At 69.8% G+C, this 17482-nt stretch carries 14 protein-coding genes; 8 read left to right on the forward strand and 6 right to left on the reverse strand.

The window, feature by feature from the left end; all coding sequences use genetic code 11:
* Positions 1-75 precede the first annotated feature (75 nt).
* The gene (locus ACFWN7_RS00195) at positions 76-1542 is read right to left on the reverse strand and encodes a leucyl aminopeptidase (protein ID WP_376936625.1); all 1467 of its coding nucleotides are present in this window, start codon (positions 1540-1542) and stop codon (positions 76-78) included.
* Between the two features lie 87 nt (positions 1543-1629).
* Between ACFWN7_RS00195 and ACFWN7_RS00200 the strand changes: the two genes are divergently transcribed.
* From ACFWN7_RS00200 to ACFWN7_RS00215, 4 genes are all read left to right on the forward strand, one after another.
* Positions 1630-2556 (forward strand): proteasome assembly chaperone family protein, encoded by a 927-nt coding sequence (locus ACFWN7_RS00200; RefSeq protein WP_376936626.1) that lies wholly within the window; start codon positions 1630-1632, stop codon positions 2554-2556.
* A 289-nt stretch (positions 2557-2845) separates the two neighbouring features.
* Complete coding sequence (locus tag ACFWN7_RS00205) at positions 2846-4276, forward strand: RNA polymerase sigma factor (protein ID WP_376936627.1); 1431 nt, start codon at positions 2846-2848, stop codon at positions 4274-4276.
* Positions 4277-4298: 22 nt separating this feature from the next.
* Positions 4299-5555 carry a Mur ligase family protein gene (locus ACFWN7_RS00210; RefSeq protein WP_376936628.1) on the forward strand — a complete coding sequence of 419 codons (1257 nt, stop codon included), beginning with the start codon at positions 4299-4301 and terminating at the stop codon, positions 5553-5555.
* Positions 5552-6301 carry a type 1 glutamine amidotransferase gene (locus tag ACFWN7_RS00215; protein ID WP_376936629.1) on the forward strand — a complete coding sequence of 250 codons (750 nt, stop codon included), beginning with the start codon at positions 5552-5554 and terminating at the stop codon, positions 6299-6301. Before ACFWN7_RS00210 ends, ACFWN7_RS00215 begins: the two co-directional genes overlap by 4 nt.
* 17 nt (positions 6302-6318) lie before the next feature.
* Here the strand turns inward: ACFWN7_RS00215 and ACFWN7_RS00220 are convergent, their stop codons facing one another.
* Both ACFWN7_RS00220 and ACFWN7_RS00225 read right to left on the reverse strand, forming a co-directional pair.
* On the reverse strand, positions 6319-7077 hold the full coding sequence (locus ACFWN7_RS00220; RefSeq protein WP_376936630.1) for an alpha/beta fold hydrolase: 759 nt from the start codon (positions 7075-7077) through the stop codon (positions 6319-6321).
* A gap of 83 nt (positions 7078-7160) precedes the next feature.
* On the reverse strand, positions 7161-7397 hold the full coding sequence (locus ACFWN7_RS00225; protein WP_376936631.1) for a hypothetical protein: 237 nt from the start codon (positions 7395-7397) through the stop codon (positions 7161-7163).
* A 146-nt stretch (positions 7398-7543) separates the two neighbouring features.
* Here ACFWN7_RS00225 and ACFWN7_RS00230 point away from each other — a divergent pair, with 146 nt between their 5' ends.
* Positions 7544-9637 carry a type IIA DNA topoisomerase subunit B gene (locus tag ACFWN7_RS00230; RefSeq protein ID WP_376936632.1) on the forward strand — a complete coding sequence of 698 codons (2094 nt, stop codon included), beginning with the start codon at positions 7544-7546 and terminating at the stop codon, positions 9635-9637.
* 2 nt (positions 9638-9639) lie between these two features.
* Here ACFWN7_RS00230 and ACFWN7_RS00235 read toward each other — a convergent pair whose 3' ends face one another.
* Together ACFWN7_RS00235 and ACFWN7_RS00240 are read right to left on the reverse strand one after the other, a co-directional pair.
* Positions 9640-10974, reverse strand: coding sequence for an FAD-binding oxidoreductase (locus tag ACFWN7_RS00235; protein WP_376936633.1), 1335 nt, complete (start codon positions 10972-10974; stop codon positions 9640-9642).
* A gap of 118 nt (positions 10975-11092) precedes the next feature.
* The gene (locus ACFWN7_RS00240) at positions 11093-13570 is read right to left on the reverse strand and encodes a DNA topoisomerase (ATP-hydrolyzing) subunit A (protein WP_376936634.1); all 2478 of its coding nucleotides are present in this window, start codon (positions 13568-13570) and stop codon (positions 11093-11095) included.
* 75 nt (positions 13571-13645) lie between these two features.
* Here ACFWN7_RS00240 and ACFWN7_RS00245 point away from each other — a divergent pair, with 75 nt between their 5' ends.
* Positions 13646-14794 carry an alkaline phosphatase family protein gene (locus ACFWN7_RS00245; RefSeq protein ID WP_376936635.1) on the forward strand — a complete coding sequence of 383 codons (1149 nt, stop codon included), beginning with the start codon at positions 13646-13648 and terminating at the stop codon, positions 14792-14794.
* 32 nt (positions 14795-14826) lie between these two features.
* Here ACFWN7_RS00245 and ACFWN7_RS00250 read toward each other — a convergent pair whose 3' ends face one another.
* Complete coding sequence (locus ACFWN7_RS00250; RefSeq protein ID WP_376936636.1) at positions 14827-15414, reverse strand: DUF3043 domain-containing protein; 588 nt, start codon at positions 15412-15414, stop codon at positions 14827-14829.
* 37 nt (positions 15415-15451) lie between these two features.
* Here ACFWN7_RS00250 and ACFWN7_RS00255 point away from each other — a divergent pair, with 37 nt between their 5' ends.
* Both ACFWN7_RS00255 and erpA read left to right on the forward strand, forming a co-directional pair.
* Positions 15452-16888: a dipeptidase gene (locus ACFWN7_RS00255; protein WP_376936637.1), complete on the forward strand. Its 1437-nt coding sequence runs from the start codon at positions 15452-15454 to the stop codon at positions 16886-16888.
* A gap of 77 nt (positions 16889-16965) precedes the next feature.
* The gene (gene erpA, locus ACFWN7_RS00260; RefSeq protein WP_376936638.1) at positions 16966-17316 is read left to right on the forward strand and encodes an iron-sulfur cluster insertion protein ErpA; all 351 of its coding nucleotides are present in this window, start codon (positions 16966-16968) and stop codon (positions 17314-17316) included.
* The last annotated feature ends 166 nt before the right edge of the window (positions 17317-17482 follow it).

The following is a 17482-nucleotide window of genomic DNA, read 5'->3' on the forward strand; positions in this document are numbered from 1 at the left end:
GATCTGCGACACGGACCGCCGCCGGTCGGTCGCCGGGGCAGACGTATGGGCGACGTTCTCGCCCATACGACCTTACTACCCCGCGGAGAGGTGCTCTCCAAGCCGGATGAGCGTGCGAACGGCCGCTCCGGTGCCCCCCGCGCCGGTGAATCCCCACGCCCCGCCGGAGTTGTACGCAGGTCCTGCGATGTCGAGGTGCGCCCACGGGATCCGGTCGCCGGACGCGACGTTCGTGCCGATGAACTCGCGCAGGAACACGCCCGCGAGGAGCATCCCGGGCACGGTCACGCCGAGTTTGGTGTTGGCGAGGTCTGCGACTTCCGACTTGAGGAGGCTCTTCAGGTCGCGGGGGAGCGGCATCGGCCAGACGGCCTCATCGACGTCGTCCGCGGCCGCGCGAGTCTGCGCGACGAGGCCGTCGTCGCCCATGAGCCCGGCGATGCGGTGACCGAGCGCCATGACCTGCGCGCCGGTGAGGGTCGCGACATCGACGATCGTGTCGGGCTGCTCGTCGCTCGCCGCGGCCAGGCCGTCGGCCATGACGAGTCGACCCTCGGCGTCGGTGTTGAGCACCTCGACGGTCGTGCCGTCGTACGTGCGCAGCACGTCGTTCGGGCGCACGGCCGTTCCCGACGGCAGGTTCTCGGCGAGGCAGAGCCACCCGGTGACCCGGATCGGCACCGCGAGTTCGGCCAGCGCGACGATCGCCGAGAGCACCGCGGCTGCGCCGGCCATGTCCGCCTTCATGCCGACCATCGAGGCCATGGGCTTCAACGAGAGCCCGCCGGAATCGAAGGTGATTCCCTTGCCGACGAGTGCCAGGTGCACGGATGCCCCGGGAGGCGCGTACTCGAGCCGAACGAGTCGTGGACCGCGGCTCGATCCACGTCCGACCGCGAGGATTCCGCCGAACCCGTCGGCCTCCAGCGCGGACTCGTCCCAGACGCGCGAGGAGACGCCCGCGGCATCCGATGCGGCGACGGCGATCTCGGCGAGGCGCTCGGGGAAGAGATCGAGGGGCGGGGTGTTCACGAGATCCTTCGTGCGAGCGACGGCGGTGACGACCGAACGCACCCGATCGAGGCGCACGCCCTCGATTTCGGTGTGCAGCGTGACCCGGCCGACGGGCGCCTTGGACTCGGCACGGTACTCCCGGAACGCGTACGCACCGAGCGCGGCGCCCTCGAGCACCGCCTCGGCGGATGCCGCGTCGGAGGTCGGGATCGCTACGGCCACCGACCCCGTGCCCGCGAGCTGCCGCACTGCGCTCCCGGCGGCGAGGCGGAGGCTCGCGGCATCCGATCGCCCGCCGACACCGGCGATGGCGACCACGGCGGGCCCATCGCCCCGTGCAGGGACACGGGTGAGCTCGTCGACAGCGCCGGTGGCGCCGAGCGAGGCGAGGAGCGGCGCGACCCAGTCGAACGCCGCGGGCCCGAGCAGCTGCACGCCGTCGTCGGTCGACAGAGCGGCGAGCAGCACCACGTCTGCGTCGGATTCGAGGGCGGAAGTGGGAGAACAGGCGAGCTCGGGCACGGTCATGCAGCCGATCGTACGTGTTCGCTCTGGGCGCCACGCGGGCGGCCTCCATCCGGTGGGGGCGTTCCGGGCCGTCGGTAGGCTGAAGTCATGCGCGATCCCCGTTCCCTGTACGAGCTGAATCCCGACGTCACCGTGCCGTCGGGTCTCCCGCTCGTCGCGGGCCTCACCGGTTTCGCCGATGCCGGCGGCGCCGTCGCGCAGACGACGCAGTACCTGCTGTCGACGCTCGACAGCACGGTCGTCGCGACGTTCGACGCCGACGAGCTCCTCGACTACCGCGCGCGCCGGCCGATCATCCTGTTCCAAGGCGACCACCTCGCCGACTATCGGCCGCCGCGGCTCAGCCTCGACCTCGCCCGCGACGAACTCGGCCAGCAGTTCCTGCTGCTCACGGGCTATGAGCCGGACTTCCAATGGGAACGTTTCGGCGCTGCCGTGCTCGGACTCATCGACGACCTCGGGGTGTCGTCGACCACGTGGATCAATGCCATCCCGATGCCCGTGCCGCACACGCGCCCGATCGGCATGACCGTGAGCGGCAATCGCGCCGACCTCATCGAGGCGATGTCGATCTGGCGGCCGACGACGCAGGTTCCCTCCAACGCGCTCCACCTCGTCGAGTACCGGCTGCACGAGCAGGGGCACCCGACGACCGGGTTCGTCCTGCTCGTCCCGCACTACCTGTCCGACGCCGAGTACCCGCTGGCCGCCGTCGCAGCCCTCGAGGCCATCAGCGCCTCGACGGGAAGGATCTTCCCGACCGATGCGCTGCGCGAGCAGGGCCGCGACTTCGTCGCCCGGATCGACGAGCAGGTCGCCGAGAACGGAGAGCTCGCGAAACTCGTCGGCACGCTCGAGGACCGGCACGACTCCTACATGGAGGGCACCACCCTGCGTTCCCCGCTCACCGACGAAGCAGGGGAGCTGCCATCTGCCGACGAGATCGCGGCTGAACTCGAGAAGTTCCTCGCCTACCGGCGCACGCGCGATGACGAGTCACCCCTCGGCGGCTGAGCCCGCGCCCGTGCATTCACGCGATCGGCCGACACGGGAAGCGGGAATGGGCCGACGCCCGGAAACGTTGTGAACTGTGGGGAAGGACGCGCGCCGACTGGGCGTCATCGCGTGCGCGCGCCTGTATAATGGAGGCAGGACCCGTTCTGGCCCGCAGGTGCGACACGCTCGCGCCGATCATGCGGACTTGACATGGGTCCTCATAGTGTCCGAAATCGACCGGACCGAATGCACGAGCCGAGGGTCCGCGAGGGCACACGCCGCGCGACGGTAGGAGAGGTTCATACGAATGGCTACGACGAAGACTGCGACGTCGGCGAAGAGCGAGGCTGAGAAGCCCGCGACGACGCGTACGACGGCCGCGAAGTCGACCACCGACACGACGGCCGGCAAGGCCGCTGCCGCGACACCCGCGGCGAAGACGACGAAGGCTGCGGCCACGAAGGCGAGCGGCACCAAGACGGCTGCGAAGAGCGCGGCGAAGTCGGCCGGCAAGACGTCCCGCACGAGCACTGCGAAGTCGGCCGAGAAGCCGCGGGGCAAGGCGAAGGGCGACGCCGCCGGCGACGGCGAAGACGGGATGGAGCCCGAGGAGCTCGAAGACGTCGAGGTCGAGGTCGAGGTGGAGGCCGAAGCCGCGACCCCCGGCGAGACGCCCGAGGAGGGCGGCACCGACGCGGCATCCGACACCGATGACGACGAGGCGAAGCCGGTCGCGGTCGAACCGCACCCCACCGGTGCGCTCGTGCTGCGCGCGGTCGACGACGAAGACGAGGTGCCGGTCTACTCGAGCGCCATCACCGGGGCGACGGCCGACCCCGTCAAGGACTACCTGAAGCAGATCGGCAAGGTCGCCCTGCTGAATGCGGCCGAAGAGGTCGAGCTCGCGATGCGCATCGAGGCTGGACTCTTCGCCGAGGAGAAGCTCTCGCACTTGAGCGACGCCGAGAAGCGCTCGCATCTCGGTCGTGAGCTGCAGTGGGTCGCGAAAGACGGTCAGCGTGCGAAGAGCCACCTGCTCGGCGCGAACCTCCGTCTGGTCGTGAGCCTTGCCAAGCGGTACACGGGTCGCGGTATGCAGTTCCTCGACCTGATCCAGGAGGGCAACCTGGGCCTCATCCGTGCGGTCGAGAAGTTCGACTACACGAAGGGCTTCAAGTTCTCGACGTACGCGACGTGGTGGATCCGCCAGGCGATCACCCGCGCCATGGCCGACCAGGCCCGCACCATCCGCATTCCCGTGCACATGGTCGAGGTCATCAACAAACTCGCACGCGTGCAGCGCCAGATGCTGCAAGACCTGGGGCGCGAGCCCACGCCCGAGGAGCTGAGCCGCGAGCTCGACATGACCCCCGAGAAGGTCATCGAGGTGCAGAAGTACGGTCGCGAGCCGATCTCGCTGCACACGCCGCTCGGCGAAGACGGCGACAGCGAGTTCGGCGACCTCATCGAGGACACCGAGGCGGTCGTCCCGGCCGACGCGGTCGGCTTCACGATGCTGCAGAAGCAGCTCGAGTCGCTGCTCGACTCGCTGTCCGAGCGCGAGGCGGGCGTCATCCGCATGCGTTTCGGCCTCGGTGACGGCATGCCGAAGACCCTCGACCAGATCGGCGACACGTTCGGCGTCACCCGCGAGCGGATCCGCCAGATCGAGTCGAAGACGATGGCGAAGCTGCGCCACCCGTCACGCTCGCAGTCGCTGCGCGACTACCTCGAGTAGGCCGACGGTGCGCGCTGGTTTCATGCGTTATGGGCCGGCGATCCTCGTCGGCAGGCTCACCCGATTCGCCGCCCGGCTGCGCAAGCCCGGCGGCGGATCGGCCGTCCCGGGTCTCATCGTCAACAAGATCGCACCCGGGTACCTGAAGCGCACCCTGTCGGGGTTTCCGCAGGGGCTCGTGGTCGTGTCGGGCTCGAGTGGCAAGTCGACGACGACGAAGATGCTCGTCGCGATCCTCCGCGCGCACGGGGTCGAGGTGTTCACGAACCCGTCGACCGCGAACATCAGCCAGGGTCTCACCTCCGCCCTCCTCGAGCGGGCCGACTGGCGCGGACATGTGCCCGGCGACATGGCCGTGCTCGAGATGGACGAGGGTCACGGCGCGCGTGTCATGGAGGGGGTCGACGCTCGCGTCGTCACGCTCATGAACGTCATGGTCGATCAGATCGACCGCTTCCATGATTCCGAGATGGTCGCGGGAATGCTGGCCCGCATCGCGGGGCGCGCCCACGAGGCCGTGGTCGTCAACGCCGACGACGCCCACCTCGTGCGCCTCGCCGCCGATGTGCGGTCGGATGTCGCGGTGCGACGTTTCGGTGTCTCGCAGGCAGTGCTCGATTCCTCGCCGCGCGGACTGGGCTACACCGAGACCGCCGCTGATCGATTGCAACCGGGGGAGGGCGTCCTCGTGGAGGGCGTCGACGGCCGGACGGCCTTGATCAACGACGGCCGATCGTTCATCACGACATCGCTGCCAGCCCGCGGCGCGCACTACGCCGTCGACGCGGCCGCCGCCTACGCCACGGCGAAGACGGTACTCGGTGAACGGTTCTCCGTGCAGACCGCGAACCAGGCGCTCGGCGCGATTCCCGCCGTCTTCGGCCGCGGCGAGCGCACCACGGTGCGCGGCCAGCAGGTGGAGTTCGTGCTCATCCAGAATCCGGCGAGCTACCAGCTCAACGTCGACAGCATCGAGCCCGGCACATCCGACATCCTCTTCGCGATCGGATCCGACGTGCGCGACCCGTCGTACTTCTGGCCGACGGATGCCTCGTCGCTCGGGCATGTGGCGATCGTCACCGGATCGAAGGCCCACGAGGCCGCACTCATGCTCGCCTACGACGGCGTCGAGATCGACCGCGTCGAGCCCGACCTCGGGCGCGCCCTCGACGACTTCCTCGCGGCGCCCGCACCTGCGAACGGAGTGAAGACGATCGTCTTCTCGGCCGACGCGATGCGGCGCACGCGTGCGCACCTCGGACTCACGGGAGCGGAATGACCCTCACCATCGTGGCGCTGCTGCCGGCGCTCCAGAACACGAACGGCGACGCCGAGAATGCCTCCGTGCTCGCGGCACGTGCCTCGTGGGCCGGGCTCGCCGCCCGCGTCGTCGGCGTCGACGCCCGGCCCGACCTGCCCGAACGGGTCGACGCGATCGTGCTCGGCTCGGGCAGCGACTCCTCGCTCGACGCGAGTAGAGATGTGCTGCTCACGATGCACGACGAGTTGCGCACATGGGGCACCGACGGTGTGCCGATCCTCGCGGTCGGCACGGGCTGGGAGCTCCTCAGCTGGGGCATCGAGCTGGCCGACGGCTCGGCCGTCGAGGGACTCGGGATCCTCCCCGGCCGCGCCGTGCCGCGCATCTCCCGGGTCACCGGCGACCTCGCGGTCGCGTCCCCGCGGTTCGGCACCTTGGTCGGCTTCGAGAACCACGCGCGGGATTACGTGGGCGCCGAAGGCTCCCCGCTCGGTCGAGTACGCGCCGGCAGCGGCAACGGCCGCGACTCCGCCCAGGAGGGCGTCGTCATGGGATCGGTCATCGGCACTCACCTGCACGGGCCGGTCCTTGCGAAGAACCCGGCATTCGCCGACGCGCTGCTCGCGACTGCGGCGGAGCGGGCCGGCCTCGAGTACCGGCCGGGGGAGCGCGCCGCGATCGTCGACGGGTATGCCGTCGCCGCCCGCGAGGCGCAGCTCGCCGCGGCGCGCGTCGCGGCATCCGCGCCCGATTCGATCAGCTGATCGCGGTAGCGCCCTCGTCAGGTCGACGCCGGCTCGCGCAGAACCTCGAGCAGCAACGGACTCAGCCGTGCAGGGTCCTCGACGCTCGGCAGGTGGCCGGCCCAGTCGAGTCGCCGGTGCACGGCGCCCGGGATGCGCTCGGTGAGGAACTCGGCGACCCTCTGCATGCCGTCGAGGTCGTGCGCACCCGAGATGATCAGGGTCGGTGCGCTCACCTGCCGCAGGTCGAAGTCGCCGCGGTCGGCGGCGACGTCGGGTGCGGCCAGCTGCACCTCGAACGCGCGCCGCTGCATCCGCGTCACGGAATCCCGTGTGGAATCGTCTGCCGCGGGTCCGACCCAGGTGCGAACGTTCAGGTCGACTGCGCCGTCGATGTCGCCGGCCTCCAGCAGCGCGTCTTCCGCAGCATCGAACGCTCGCAGGTCGTCGGTGGGCTCGAGCAGCCGGGTCGCCGGGCACAGCAGGACGAGACGGGTCGCCCGCGACGGCCAGCGCGCCGCGAACTCCTGCGCGGCGCGCCCGCCGAACGACGATCCGACGAGCGCGGCGCGCTCGATTCCGTGAACGTCGAGGAGGTCCCGGATGTCGCGGGCCTCGTCGTACCCCGCCGTGGGCGCCGGTGTTTCGCCGAACCCGCGGAAGTCGGGCCGGATGACCCGGAACCCCGCGTCGACGAGGAGCTCCCATTGCGGGTTCCACATCCGGCGGTCGCAGACGGAGGAGTGGAGCAGTATCACGCACGGCCCGTCGCCGGCGATGTCATGTGCGAGCGTCATCGCCGGAAGGGTAGACGGGATGGCCGGCAACCGGCAAGACGAACGCCCCGACCGGAGCCGGAGCGTTCGGGAGACCTATCGGGTCAGTCGCGACCTTCGGAGAGCAGCCGGCTCGACTCGTCGTGCCAGCTGTGCGCGATCTGGGAGAGCTTCTCCTGGTGCTTGCGACCGTGGTGGGCGCAGAACAGGAGTTCGCCGTTGGCGACCACGACACGGATGTACGCCTGCGCGCCGCATGCGTCGCAGCGATCGAGGGCGGTCAGCTCGAACGGGGTGTCGAGTTCATCGACCGCACCGGTGGTATCGGTGTACTGGGCCATGGCTCCTCCTCCTGGTTCGAGCATCGAAGATCCGTTCATCTATGAAAACACGGCCCGAGGTGGGAACCTTCCGTCTGGCGTGGCATTTCGCTCTGCGCGTAGTGCCTGCGGCGACGTGTCGGATCTGCTCAGTAGGCTTGACCGACGTGAGCTCCGACTATTCCGCCCGCCATCTCTCCGTGCTCGAGGGTCTCGAGGCCGTGCGCAAGCGCCCCGGCATGTACATCGGCTCGACCGACTCGCGGGGACTCATGCACTGTCTGTGGGAGATCATCGACAACTCCGTCGACGAGGCGCTCGGCGGCCACGGGAGTGAGATCGCGGTGCAGCTGCACCCCGACGGCAGCGTCGAGGTGCGCGACCGGGCGCGCGGCATCCCCGTCGACGTCGAGCCCAAGACGGGTCTCTCCGGTGTCGAGGTGGTATTCACGAAGCTTCACGCCGGCGGCAAGTTCGGTTCTGGTTCGTATTCGGCGTCCGGCGGGCTGCACGGCGTCGGGGCATCCGTCGTCAACGCCCTGTCGGAGCGGCTCGACGTCGAGGTCGACCGCGACGGCAAGACCTGGGCGATGTCGTTCCACCGGGGCGAGCCCGGTGTCTTCGCCGATGCCGGCGAGCCCACCCCCGACGCGCCGTTCACACCGTTCGAGGAGCGCAGCGAGCTGCGCATCGTCGGCAAGGTCGCCAAGGGCCTCACGGGCACGCGCATCCGGTACTGGGCAGACCGGCAGATCTTCACGAAGGGCGCGGAGTTCCAGACCGACGAGCTCCTCGGCAGGGCCCGGCAAACGGCCTTCCTCGTGCCCGGACTCGCCATCGACGTCACCGACGAGCGCGGGGACGTGCCGCACACGACGTCGTTCCAGTTCGACGGCGGCATCTCCGAGTTCGCCGAGCACCTTGCGACGGATGCCGCGCTGACCGACGTGTGGCGCATCACCGGCACGGGCGGCTTCACCGAGACCGTCCCCGTCCTGAACGACGGTGGAGCGATGGTGCCCACCGAATTGCACCGCGAGTGTCACGTCGACATCGCCCTGCGCTGGGGCACCGGCTACGACACCGTCGTGAAGTCGTTCGTGAACATCATCGCGACCCCGAAGGGCGGCACCCACCAGGCCGGCTTCGAGCAGGGGATGCTCAAGTTCCTCCGCCGGCAGGTCGAGCAGAATGCGCGCAGGCTGAAAGCCGGCGCTGCGTTCAATGGAGGTGGCAAGCTCGAGAAAGACGACGTGCTCGCGGGCCTGACGGCGGTGATCACCGTGCGGCTGCCCGAACCGCAGTTCGAGGGTCAGACGAAGGAGGTGCTCGGCACCCCCGCCGCCCGAGCCATCGTGTCGAACGTCCTCACCAAGGAGCTGGGTGCGCGCTTCGCGTCCTCGAAGCGCGACGACAAGACGCAGGCGTCGCTTCTCCTCGACAAGGTCGTGGCCGAGATGAAGGCCCGCATCTCCGCGCGTGCCCACAAAGAGACGCAGCGCCGCAAGAACGCGCTCGAGAGCTCGTCCCTTCCCGCGAAGCTCGTCGACTGCCGTTCGAGCGATGTCGCGCACAGCGAGCTCTTCATCGTCGAGGGTGATTCCGCCCTGGGCACGGCGAAGCTCGCGCGAGACAGTGAGCATCAGGCCCTGTTGCCGATCCGCGGCAAGATCCTGAACGTGCAGAAGGCGAGCGTGGCCGACATGCTCGGCAATGCCGAGTGCGCCTCGATCATCCAGGTGATCGGAGCGGGCTCCGGCCGGAGCTTCGACCTCACGGCAGCCCGGTACGGCAAGGTCATCATCATGAGCGACGCCGACGTCGACGGGGCGCACATCCGCACGCTGCTGCTCACCCTGTTCTTCCGCTACATGCGGCCGATGATCGAAGAGGGTCGGGTCTTCGCCGCGGTTCCGCCATTGCATCGCGTCGTCGCGATGAATCCCGGATCCAAGCCGAATGACACGATCTACACGTACTCCGAGACGGAGCTCCTGAACGTGCTCGCAGCATTGCAGAAGCAGGGCAGGCGGTACCAGGATCCCATCCAGCGGTACAAGGGTCTCGGTGAGATGGATGCCGACCAGCTCGCCACCACGACGATGGATCGCCGTCATCGTACGCTCCGCCGGGTCGGCGTTAGCGATGCGGAGAACGCCGCGCGGGTGTTCGAACTGCTCATGGGCAACGAAGTCGCCCCGCGCAAGGAGTTCATCATCGAAAGTGCGGACGCACTCGAACGCGACCGCATCGACGCGTGACATCACCGACCCGAGGGTCGGATGTTCTGATTCAGGTGGAAGACGTTCTCGGGATCGTACTCATCCTTGACCGCCGTCAGCCGTGCGAGCTTCTCCTCGGAGTACGCGCGCCGGATTCCGGCGTCGCCGTCGTCGCCGAGCACGTTGACGTAGGCTCCGCTCGCGAACCGGTCCATCGTCGCCGCATACCGACGCGCCGCCGACATGCGGTGCTCGTCGTCGCCGGGATCCTGCCAGCGCGAGGCCGCGACGAACTCGAACGCCGTGTCGCGCCGCGAGAACGCCGTCTCGCCGTCGGCGACGTCGGCGATCGCGCCGCCGTAGGCCTGCAGGCTCACGTTCGGCAGGTCGGTTCCGTCGCGGGCGAGCAACGAGTCGATGAGCTCGTCGTCGAGCGCGTTGAAGTAGTGACCCTTCCAGTACCGCCGCCAGGCGTGACCTTCGACGTCGTCCTCGCGGGTCTGGAGCTGCAGGTACGTCATCGGCTCGACCACACGCGCGGCGGGTTCGGCCACGCTCGCGAGCTCGTCGGCGAGGTCTGAGATCACGGCCGTCCCCTCTTCGGGGTCGCCGACCCAGACGAGGCCGAGGGCGACCTCCAGCCCGGCGATGGTGGCGGTGTACGTCGCCTGCCGGGGTGCGGCGCCGCTCAGGTCTCGCCACCGCCGCATCGGGAGCCGAGCGTCGGCGACGGTGTAGCGGAACTCCGCCGAGACGACCCTGCCCGGCTCCGGATGCAGCGCGAACTCGAACTCGGTCACCACGCCGAAGTTGCCGCCGCCTCCGCGCAGCGCCCAGTACAGGTCGGCGTGCTCGCCGGCGCTCGCACGGACGGTGTCGCCGACCGCGGTGACCACCTCGAACGAGGTCACGTTGTCGCATGACAGCCCGTGCTGCCGGGCCAGCCACCCCATCCCGCCTCCGAGGGTGAGGCCACCCACGCCGGTGTGCGAGACGTTGCCCGCTGTCGTCGCGAGGCCGTGCTGCTGCGCCGCCCGGTCGAGCGCACCGAGCATCGCTCCACCCTGCACCCGGGCGCGCCGGGCCGCCGGGTCGACGGTCACCTCACCCATCGGACGGAGGTCGAGCATCAGGCCGTCGTCGGGGACGGCATGGCCGACGATGCCGTGGCCGCCGCAGCGGATGCCGAGTTCGAGGTCGTACTCCCGGGCGAAGCGCGCCGCGGCGACGACGTCGCCGGCCTCGGCGCATTGCACGATGAAGCGGGGCCGCCGATCGATCATCGCGTTCCACACCGTGCGCGCCGCATCGTAGCCGTCTTCGCCCGGTGTCAGCACCCGCCCGCTGATGGCCGCCTGCAACGCTGCTCGTGTCATGGCCACCCCTCGTCGTCCGGACGGACGTCGCGTTCGAGTGCCGCAACGCGTCGACCACGCCCGAATATGCCCGCTGGTCGCGTCGGCGTCAAGGCGTGGAACGTCGTCGGCCCCCGGGTCAGCCGATCTGCCGGCCGACCGCTCCGACGACCGCATCGAGCGGCTGGCCTGATCCGTCGCGCTTGGCGCCGCCGTCGGGCAGCTGGCGCGCCGACCCGTCGGTGCCGACTGCGAGGGCGGGGGAGGGTCCCACCCAGGCGAGGTGCAGCGCGTCCTCGCCCTTGAGGAACCGCTGGGCGCGAACTCCGCCGGTGGCGCGGCCCTTGGCCGGGAACTCCGCGAACGAGCTCACCTTCGCACCGCCCGGGTCGGTGCCGAGCAGCGTCTCGCCGCTCGCGGCGATCGTGACGACGATCGTCTCGTCTGCGGCATCCGCCGGCACGCTCGTGAAGTGGATGACCTGCGTGCCTGAAGCGAGATTGATGCCGGCCATGCCACCCGCCGGGCAGCCCTGCGGTCGCACCGATGACGCGGCGAACCGAAGCAGTCGGGCGTCGGATGCCACGAACACGAGTTCGTCGCTCTCGTCGCCCTGCACGGCGCCGACGACCTCGTCGCCGGCCTTGAGCCCGATCACCTCGAACTCGGGCTTGTTCGGGTAGGCGCCGGCGGCCACGCGCTTCACGATGCCCTGCTTGGTGCCGAGCGCGATGGAACGATCTGCGTCGAGCGAGACGAGGGCGAGCACCTTCTCGTCGCGGTTCGGGAGGGCGAGGTAGTCGCCGATCCGCACACCGGCACCGAGCTGCACCGAGGTCGGCGGCAGCATCGGGAGGTCGACGGGAGCGAACCGGATGAGCCGCCCGAGGCTCGTGACCGCGCCGATCTCCGCCCGGCTGGTCGTGTCGAGCGTCGAGAGGATCGCGTCGTGCTTGCTCCGGCGGGCCGGCGGAGCGATGGTCGGGGGTCCGCCCTCGCCATCGGGAAGGTCGACACGGGCGATGCGGCCGGTGGAGCTGAGGAACACGCGGCACGGGACATCCGCCACCTCCAGCGCTGCGGCCGAGGCACGCTTGGCCGCCGCGCCCGCGATGCTCGGCCTCGCGTCGGTGAGGAGGGTGCGACGCGGCGTGCCGAAGCGTTCGGCGACGTCTGCCAGCTCGTCTGAGACGAGCGCCTCGATCCGGTGGCGGCTCGCGAGCAAGGCCTCGAGCTCCTCGATCTCGGCTCGGAGCCGGTCGCGTTCGGCCTCGAGCTCGATGCGCGAGAACTTGGTGAGGCGACGAAGCTGCAGCTCGAGGATGTACTCGGCCTGCACCTGGCTGAGGTCGAAGACCTCCATGAGGCGGGTTCGCGCGGCTGCTGTGTCGTCGCTGGAGCGAATGACCTGGATGACCTCGTCGATGTCGAGGATCGCGATGAGCAGTCCGTCGACGAGGTGCAGGCGCTCCCTGCGCCGCGCGAGACGATACTGCGACCTGCGGGTCACCACCGCGATCCGATGCGCGACGTACACCTGGAGCAGCTCCCGGAGCCCCAGCGTCTGCGGGCCGCCGTCCACGAGGGCGACGTTGTTGATGTTGAAGGAGTCCTCGAGCGGGGTCAGCCGATAGAGCTGTTCGAGCACCGCGTCGGGGGAGAAACCCGTCTTGATGCCGATGACGAGACGGAGACCGTTGGTGCGGTCGGTGAGGTCGGTGACATCCGAGATGCCGTTGATCTTCTTGGCGTTCACGCCGTCTTTGATCTTCTCGATGACCTTCTCGGGGCCGACGAGGTATGGGAGCTCGGTGACGACCAGCCCCGTCTTGCGTGCCGTGATCGACTCGACGCTCACCTTCGCGCGGGTCTTGAAGCTGCCGCGGCCGGTGGCGTAGGCGTCTTTGATTCCGGCGAGGCCGACGATGGTGCCCCCGGTCGGCAGGTCGGGGCCGGGCACGAACTCCATCAGCTCGTCGAGCGTCGCGTTCGGGTGGGAGATGAGGTGCCGCGCCGCGCCCGCGACCTCGATGAGGTTGTGCGGCGCCATGTTCGTGGCCATGCCGACCGCGATGCCGCTCGCGCCGTTGACGAGGAGGTTCGGGTACGCCGCCGGGAGCACATCGGGCTGGGTCAGCTGGTTGTCGTAGTTCGGCACGAAGTCGACGACGTCCTCGTCGAGGCCTTCGGTCATCGCCAGCGCCGGGGAGGCGAGGCGCGCCTCGGTGTAGCGTGGCGCGGCCGGCCCGTCGTCGAGCGAACCGAAGTTGCCGTGCCCGTCGACGAGCGGCACGCGCAGGGTGAACGCCTGCGCCATGCGCACGAGTGCGTCGTAGATGGCGGTGTCGCCGTGCGGATGGAGCTTTCCCATCACCTCGCCGACGACGCGAGCCGACTTCACGTGGCCTCGATCGGGGCGAAGGCCCATCTCGGTCATCTGGTAGAGGATGCGCCGTTGTACGGGCTTCAACCCGTCGCGGGCATCGGGCAGCGCCCGGGAGTAGATGACGGAGTAGGCGTACTCGAGGAACGAGCCCTGCATCTCGGCGGCGACGTCGACGTCTTCGATGCGTTCGTCGATCGGGTCGTCTGCGGGCGGGTTCTTGGCTCGGGTCATTCGTGGTCCTGTGGCGGGCGTGCGGCGCACGCGGGTGGAACGGTGGCGCGCCCGGCCTGTGCCAGACTGGGCGCGATGCCAGCAATGCTACCGGTGCCCGCCGTCAGTGCTCCGCGGCTTGCCGGGGTGCTCGGCAGTTCGATCGCGAGTCTGCGGCGCGAGCCCAACCCGTTCGAGTTGCCTGCGGCATCCGGTGCGGTGATCGTGATGGTCGACGGCCTCGGCGCGTCGAACATCCAGGCACGCGCCGGCCACGCGCGGTTCCTCGCGGCACGGATGTCGCGGCGCGATGTCATCCGCACGGTGCTGCCGTCGACGACGGCCGCTGCGCTCGCGAGCTTCACGACGGGGAGGATGCCGGGCGAGCACGGCCTCGTCGGCTACCGCGTGCTCGACGCGGCGAACGACCGGCTCGTCAACCAGCTGAACGGCTGGGACGACGGCATGGTGCCCGAGACCTGGCAGCGCGTGCCGACCCTCTTCGAGACGGCGAGGGTGCACGGCACGCCGAGTTTCGCGGTCGGTGCACCGAGGTATGCTGACTCGGGCTTCACGCGCGCGGTGCTCCGCGGTGCGGAGTACCGACCGGCCGCGGCGATCGCCGACCGATTCGACGAGGCCGGACGGCTGCTCGACGAGCATGCCGGTGCGCTCGTCTACCTCTACGTGCCAGAGCTCGACCAGGCCGCGCACGCGCACGGCTGGGAATCCGACCGCTGGCTCGCGATCCTCGAGGCGCTCGATGCGGAGCTCGCCGCATTCGAACGCCGGATGCCGCGTGGCGCGGGCCTCCTCGTGACCGCCGACCACGGCGTGATCGACGTTCCCGCCCACCGGCACGTGTTCGTCGACGACCGCCCCGAACTGCTCGACGGCGTCCGGCATGTCGGCGGCGAGCCGCGACTGCTCTCCTTGTACTTCGAACCCGGGCTGGACGACCTGGCAGCCAAGGCGCTCATCGAGGGATGGCACGCGGCCGAGGGTCATCGCGCGTGGGTGCTCGGCCGCGTCGAGGCCATCGAGGCGGGTGTGTACGGGCCGATTGCCGACGAGGTGCGCGAACGCGTCGGCGATGTGCTCATCGCGGCGCGCTCGGGCGTCGCCTACTACGACCGTCGGGAGGCGAACCGGCAGGCGGAGGCGATGATCGGCCAGCACGGCTCATTGAGTGACGAGGAGACCCGGGTGCCGCTCATCCGCGCCGGCGCGTACGCCCGTGTCTGAGTCCGTTCAGGACGCGTACTGCCGAGCTCGGCTCAGGACGGGTACCGGCCGCGTTTGACCTGGGGCTTCGGCAGGCGCAGCGGGCGGAGCTGTAGCGCTCGCATCGCCGCGTACCACCGCACGCGTTCTGCCTTGTCGGCACCGAACTTCTCCCTGATCTTGCGGGTGAGGATGATGCCGAGGATGACGACGTCGAGCACGGCGACGAGGAAGAACGCCCATAGGGCCAGGATGCCGATGGTCTGCACCTCGGGACTCGGCACGAGCGTCAGGAGGATGACCGCGAACATCACCGGGATGAGCACCTCGCCGATGCTGAACCGGGCGTCGACGTAGTCGCGCACGAACTTCTTCTGGGGTCCGCGGTCGCGAGCGGGCAGGTATCGCTCGTCTCCGACGGCCATGCCGACGCGCGCGCGCTCGCGGGCCTCGGCCTGCTTCGCGCGAGCCTGCTTCGCCGCCAGCTTGCGGTCGTCGGGAACGAGCGGCCGCTTCCGCGCGGCCTCCTGCTGTGCACGGCTCGGCGTCGGGGCGCCCTTGCCGGCCTTGGGAGTCGCGTCGGACGCCTCGTCGTCGGCGCCCGTCTCGGGCGCAGGGGTGTTGGTGGGATGCTTTGCCACGGGAGTCCTCGAATCGGTTCCCCTTAAGATTACCGGCATGACCCAGCCCCATCCCACCGAATCCGGAGCAGGAGCCGTCGGCGAGTCCGTCGAGACCGGCGATGCGGTCCGCGCCGCCGTCGATGCCGGCTTCCCCGCGACCATCGCCGACCTCGCGCGGCTCGTGCGCATCCCGTCGGTCTCCTGGCCGGCCTTCGACGAGGCGCACGTCGCCGAGAGCGCCGACGCGGTCGCGGAGCTGCTCCGCGGCACCGACGTGTTCGACCTCGTCGAGGTGCGTCGCGCACTCGTGGAGGACGGATCCGAGCTCGGGCAGCCGGCCGTCGTGGCACACCGCCCCGCTCGCAATGATCGCCCCACGGTGCTGCTGTACGCGCACCACGACGTCCAGCCGCCCGGCAAGGATGAAGACTGGGAGACTCCGCCGTTCGAGCCGACCCAGCGCGGCGACCGCCTGCACGGCCGTGGCGCCGCGGACGACAAGGCGGGCGTCATGGCGCACGTCGGTGCCATCCGTGCGTTCGCCGAGGCCGTGGGCGACTTCGACCTCGGCATCGCCGTCTTCATCGAGGGTGAGGAGGAGTGGGCTTCGCGCTCCTTCGCGAACTTCCTGCGCGAGAATCGCGAGCTGCTCTCGGCCGACGCGATCATCGTCGCCGATTCGGGCAACTGGGATGTCGAGACGCCCGCGATCACCGTCGCGCTGCGCGGCGCGGTGGCATTCAACCTGCGAGTCGACACGCTCGCGCATGCCTCGCACTCGGGCATGTACGGCGGTGCGGTGCCCGACGCGATGCTGGCCGCGATCCGCCTGCTCGACTCGATGTGGGCTGAGGACGGCTCGGTCGCCATCGATGGCCTCACGACCGCCGACCTCGAGACCCCCGATTACGACGAGGCGAGGCTGCGCGCGGAGTCCGGTCTCCTCGACGGCGTCACGCCCATCGGCAACGGCACGATCCTGTCGCGGATCTGGGCGCAGCCCGCGATCACGGTCACGGGCATCGACGCACCGGATGTCGCGAACGCCTCGAACACGCTCATTCCAGGTGTGCGCGTCCGAGTGAGCGCCCGCGTCGCCCCCGGACAGGACGCGGACGAGGCGTTCGCCGCGATCAGGCGTCACCTCGAGGGGCACGCGCCGTTCGGGGCCCGCCTCTCGTTCGACGATGTCGACACCGGCCAGGCGTTCCTCGTCGACACCGGCGGCTGGGCCGTCGCCGAGACCCGTGCGGCCATGGCGGAGGGGTGGGGCAGGGAGCCCGTGGAGATCGGCGTCGGCGGCTCGATCCCGTTCATCGCGGAGCTCTCCCTGGAGTTCCCCGAAGCCCAGATCCTCGTGACGGGCGTGGAAGACCCCGACTCTCGCGCGCACAGCCCGAACGAGTCGCTGCACCTCGGCGTGTTCAAGCGCGCGTTGCTGAGCGAGGCGCTGTTCCTCGCCCGGCTCGAGGAGCGCACATCCGCTTCCTGACCCGTTCGGGGCGTCCTCGCAGCCGCGGCGGTTACCATGGACGGAGAGTCCCGCGTTCCTACGCATCGAGGAGAGACATGAGCGACACGATCACCGAGACCGCCCACGGCGTGAAGCTGAGCGAGCCGGCCGCCGACAAGGTGCGCAGCCTCCTCGAGCAGGAGGGTCGCGACGATCTGCGTCTGCGTGTCGCGGTGCAGCCGGGCGGATGCTCCGGGCTGATCTACCAGCTCTACTTCGACGAGCGGCTCCTCGACGGCGACGCCGTCGTCGACTTCTCGGGCGTCGAGGTCGTCGTCGACAAGATGAGCGTCCCGTACCTCGACGGCGCGTCCATCGATTTCGAGGACACCATCCAGAAGCAGGGTTTCACGATCGACAACCCGAACGCGGAGGGCAGCTGCGCGTGCGGTGACTCGTTCCACTGACGCATTGACGTGGCTGGATCGAAGGGAGGCCGCGTGGGCGGCCTCCCTTCGGCGTTTCCGCCGATCGAGTCTGGACTCCGTGGAGCGGGGCTCTCGACACCGCCTCCTGGTGCACACCCCCCGGTTCGACTCGGAGTAGGCTAGGCATCGATCACGCGCTTCCGCT

Source organism: Agromyces sp. NPDC058484 (assembly GCF_042720415.1).
Lineage (GTDB): Bacteria > Actinomycetota > Actinomycetes > Actinomycetales > Microbacteriaceae > Agromyces.